This is a genomic window from Paenibacillus sp. P4_E11 (assembly GCF_056401635.1).
Window position 1 is genome coordinate 1 of record NZ_JBFUIX010000229.1, and the last position, 4090, is coordinate 4090.

Below are 4090 nucleotides of genomic sequence, written 5' to 3' on the forward strand. Positions count from 1 at the left end.
AGCAGGCGTTACTTGCGGTGTTGCAGGAGCTTCTGGATTTTTTTTGCGATAATTGTTACCAATAGCTCCACCTATCACACCGCCAACGACAACTCCGCCTATGGCCGCACCAGATACTTTCAGGAATCGGCGTCTTGAATCGTCGACGAGTTGTTTATGATGATCATCTGCCATTTTTCCATTCCTCCTCGAAGCTGTTTTTTTGCAATAAATGGTTTTTGCAGTATTTTGTACTACCAAGCCCGTTATTATGCAAAATAAACTCCGGTTCGTACTAGTGTCGTGCATGAAATAGTCAATGAAGGGAAAAGTATAGGCGAGAATCGTATTACAATGCTCACATAAGGAGAATAGGGTTATGAAAAAAACGTTGTTGTGCCTGGCTCTGCTGTTAGTCGTAACGTCAGCGGCCTGCTCTAAAAAAAATACGACGCCTCCTGCCGCAACACCAACACCAACAACAACTGGCGGTGGAACTGCTGCAGCCAATGGGCAAGCGATCTACAAGCAGAACTGTATTAGCTGTCATGGTGATACTCTCCAAGGCGGCGTCGGACCAAACCTGACTAAAGTCGGTGCCAAATATTCGAAAGACCAGATTGTAACGATTGTGTCGAATGGTAAAGGGGCCATGCCGGCCTTCAAAGGCAAACTATCCGATGCTGACATTGGCTCCTTGTCAGATTGGCTTGCTGCTCAAAAGTAATGAACTGTAGCACCAAAAAAGCGTACCGGTCCATCGCGAAAGTTAACGATGAGTCCGATACGCTTTTTTTGGTGTTATTAATTACGGGCTTGAGTTCCTTACACCGTTGATCGACGCATAAACAAATACGATAACACCAGACAGATTGCTGCAGGAATTAAGGCCCAGTTGGCTAATGCGAAGGCAGAATAGGATGCAAGCCAAGTGAACACGTCATCCCACCATGCGAAATAAGTGCACACGAAGGATCCAATGCTAAGGATTAAGAAAGTCGATATTAAAAAGCTATATGTTCCAGCTACTCCAAATCTGCGGTGAACACTTGAGATCGTAAAGCCCGAGTAATACAACACGATGAACAGGACGAAGTTGATCCAGAACCGTCGGAAGACTCCACCATCAGACAAGTAGGGCAAATGAAAGAAGTGTAGTTGAGTTCCCCACCCTCCTGATACACGCTCCAAGCTAGAGAGTATGACAAGAATAAGTGACATTACAATGCTGACCATAAACACTGTAACCGCCGTTCCCCAGTAATAATCTTTTCTCCGTACGCTGAACCCGAGTGCGAATGGAAAAGTATGCACGAAAGCGACAATGCCAACAACGAACATATAGATAAAGATTGAAGATATTCCCCCCGTATACAACCCGTCTTCGATCGGGGCAATAAGAGCAATTACGAAGTTAACCAAGAAACTGGACATGACAATAATCCAGGGTAGAACGAACCAATTCCACTTGTCCCTCAAATGCATTCGCATGACAGCCATCACAGGATTCATCGTGTTTCAACCGCCTTTCGTTCTGGATTTCCCTTGGTCAAGCATACGATTAACTGCTGCAGGGACACTGGGGCCAGTTCCAAACCTAGCTCCGCTGCATACTTACGCTCCTCAGCACTCAGTTGGCCCATAGCTGTAGCTGTGGCCAAGCCGCCAAGTGATTCACGATCGATAACCGTCCTGCCCGACATGAATGCGGCTACGGCAGATGACTGGCCTGCTACCGCAAATGCCCGATCGCGCAATGTATCCGCTTCTTCATCGATGATCAGTTTGCCATTATCGATCACTAAGACATGCTCAAGCAATCGGCTGACTTCATCGATCAGATGTGTGGATAAGATAACCGTCCTCGGGTGTAACGCGTAATCCTCGATGAGCTTGTCGTAGAACAGGCTTCTGGCTACTGCATCCAGACCCAGATACGGCTCATCGAATATGGTGAGCGGTGAGCGACTGGCAAGACCAACAACGATACCAACTGAGGAGAGCATCCCTCTAGACAGCTTCTTCACTTTGCGTTTCAACGGGAGGCGGAATTGTTCGATTAAGTCTAGCGCGAACGCCATATCCCAATTGCGGAACATGTACGAAGCTACTTGCAATACATCGATGATGCGGAAGCTCTCCGGGTACTTCTGGCCTTCCTTGATGAAGCAGATCTGACTCAATACTTTCCCATTCTCGTACGGCGCTTCCCCGAATACATGCAGCTCCCCGCTCGTAGCGAATAGTTGGGCGGTAAGCATATGCATGATCGTTGTCTTACCGGCACCGTTCCGGCCAAGCAGCCCATAGATCTTATCAGCTTCCAGGGCGAAGCTAACGTTATCAACTGCGGTTACATTCCCATATGACTTCGTCAGACGACTCACTTCCACTACGTAACTCATTGCGATTGCTCCCCTCTCCGAATCATATCCGACAGCTGTTCAACAGTGATGCCGAGCTTATTCGCTTCACGGATCATTGCCACCACATACTCTTCATAAAATTGCTCACGCCGTTTCTCCATAATCTTCAGCTTCGTCCCTGTCGCTACGAACATACCAATCCCCCGCTTCTTGTAAATAATGCCTTGATCCACCAACAAATTGACACCCTTCGCCGCTGTAGCTGGATTGATCTGATAAAAGGCAGCGAATTGGTTCGTGGATGGAACCTGCGATTCCTCTGGAAGCCGCCCCTCAATAATGTCATTCTCGATTCGTTCTGCAATTTGTACAAAGATCGGACGTTTGTCGTCCATTAGAAAACTCACAGTACCACCTCCCATTAGGTTACCTCATGTTAATTGGTTAGTTACTCATGTAATTAACTATATAAGCAACGAACATAGATGTCAATAGGTGATTTTTTCGTTTTGGCATCATTCGAGAAATTTCGATTTTTTTTAATCTTTTTGTAACTAATTCGTTAGGCCCAGCGTTTATAATGAACCTCAGACATAAGAATGAAAGGGTAAGCGATTATGAAACACAGCACGCACGAACTGCAAGACACACGAAGAGAAAGACGTTACATGGCCGGACTTGACGGACTTAGGGCGATCGCCGTATTCGCCGTCATTGCCTACCACCTACAATTGGGTTGGGCACCGGGCGGGCTGTTGGGAGTTGGTGTATTCTTTGTTTTATCGGGATACCTCATTACCGACATATTGGCGGAACAATGGCGCCAAACCCGCAGACTGGATTTAAAAGACTTTTGGCTGCGCCGGGTAAGAAGGCTGCTGCCAGCTATGATCGTCATGATTGCAGGAGTCATGGCATGGGTTGCACTGTTCAGACCCGCCCAGCTTCCTAACCTGCAAGAGGACGCAATGGCGTCGGTGCTGTACGTCATGAATTGGTGGTTCGTGTATCATCAAGTATCTTACTTCGAGAGCTTCGGACCTCCATCGCCTCTTGGTCATCTATGGTCTCTAGCTGTAGAAGAACAGTTTTACTTGCTGTGGCCCCTCCTGCTCGCGATCGGACTTCGCTTCATTCCACAACGAGGCAAGCTGATTCTGGTCACCGTTGCAGGGATCGCAGCATCCGCTCTAGCCATGGCTTGGCTGTATGAGCCTGGAACTGATCCGAGCCGCGTGTATTATGGTACGGACACAAGGGCTTTCTCCTTACTGATCGGTGCGGTGTTAGCCATGGTCTGGCCAAGCCGGAGACTCTCGTCACGTGTCTCTCCTGCGTCTCGTGTAACATTGGATTTGAGTGGAATAACGGCGCTCTTGATCGTGTTTCTGCTCATCTGGCGTACCAATGAGTACGATGCTTTCCTGTACCAAGGCGGGATGGTTGTGCTATCCGTAGCCGCCGCCATCGCAGTTGCCGTACTCGCTCACCCGGCAAGTCTTCTTGCCAAACTGTTAGGCTGCAAACCATTGAAATGGCTGGGGCTTCGCTCCTATGGCATCTATCTCTGGCATTATCCTGTAATCATACTTACGAGCCCAGCCGTACAAACGGGAGGTATCGATGTACCAAGAGCGATTATGCAGGTTGCTGCAACTATTGGATTGGCCGCCCTATCGTGGCGTTTCGTTGAGGAACCTATTCGACAAGGCGCAATGAGAAAATTGTGGACCCGGATATTGACC

Annotated in this window: 5 protein-coding genes; 2 read left to right on the forward strand and 3 right to left on the reverse strand. The window is 48.2% G+C overall.

From position 1 onward, the window contains the following. Positions 1 to 358 precede the first annotated feature (358 nt). A complete protein-coding gene (locus AC1DWB_RS31820) occupies positions 359 to 706 on the forward strand; it encodes a c-type cytochrome (RefSeq protein WP_477545107.1) in 348 nt (115 codons plus the stop codon). Between the two features lie 98 nt (positions 707 to 804). Here AC1DWB_RS31820 and AC1DWB_RS31825 read toward each other — a convergent pair whose 3' ends face one another. From AC1DWB_RS31825 to AC1DWB_RS31835, 3 genes are read right to left on the reverse strand one after another with little or no spacing between them, the layout of a single operon-like run. Continuing rightward, positions 805 to 1491, reverse strand: coding sequence for a hypothetical protein (locus AC1DWB_RS31825; protein ID WP_477545108.1), 687 nt, complete (start codon positions 1489 to 1491; stop codon positions 805 to 807). After that, positions 1488 to 2384 (reverse strand): ABC transporter ATP-binding protein, encoded by an 897-nt coding sequence (locus AC1DWB_RS31830; RefSeq protein WP_477545109.1) that lies wholly within the window; start codon positions 2382 to 2384, stop codon positions 1488 to 1490. The genes AC1DWB_RS31825 and AC1DWB_RS31830 overlap by 4 nt, the downstream gene beginning before the upstream one ends. Next, positions 2381 to 2752: a GntR family transcriptional regulator gene (locus AC1DWB_RS31835; protein ID WP_477545110.1), complete on the reverse strand. Its 372-nt coding sequence runs from the start codon at positions 2750 to 2752 to the stop codon at positions 2381 to 2383. Before AC1DWB_RS31835 ends, AC1DWB_RS31830 begins: the two co-directional genes overlap by 4 nt. 210 nt (positions 2753 to 2962) lie before the next feature. On the opposite strand from AC1DWB_RS31835, the gene AC1DWB_RS31840 reads away from it, so the two are divergent. Continuing rightward, the coding region (locus tag AC1DWB_RS31840; protein WP_477545111.1) for an acyltransferase family protein at positions 2963 to 4090 on the forward strand (1128 nt) is incomplete at its 3' end.

Coding starts and splice junctions, on each gene's coding strand:
- AC1DWB_RS31830 (WP_477545109.1), bottom strand. CDS start 2,384: ATGAGTTACGTAGTGGAAGTGAGTCGTCTGACGAAGTCATATGGGAAT.
- AC1DWB_RS31820 (WP_477545107.1), top strand. CDS start 359: ATGAAAAAAACGTTGTTGTGCCTGGCTCTGCTGTTAGTCGTAACGTCA.
- AC1DWB_RS31825 (WP_477545108.1), bottom strand. CDS start 1,491: ATGAATCCTGTGATGGCTGTCATGCGAATGCATTTGAGGGACAAGTGG.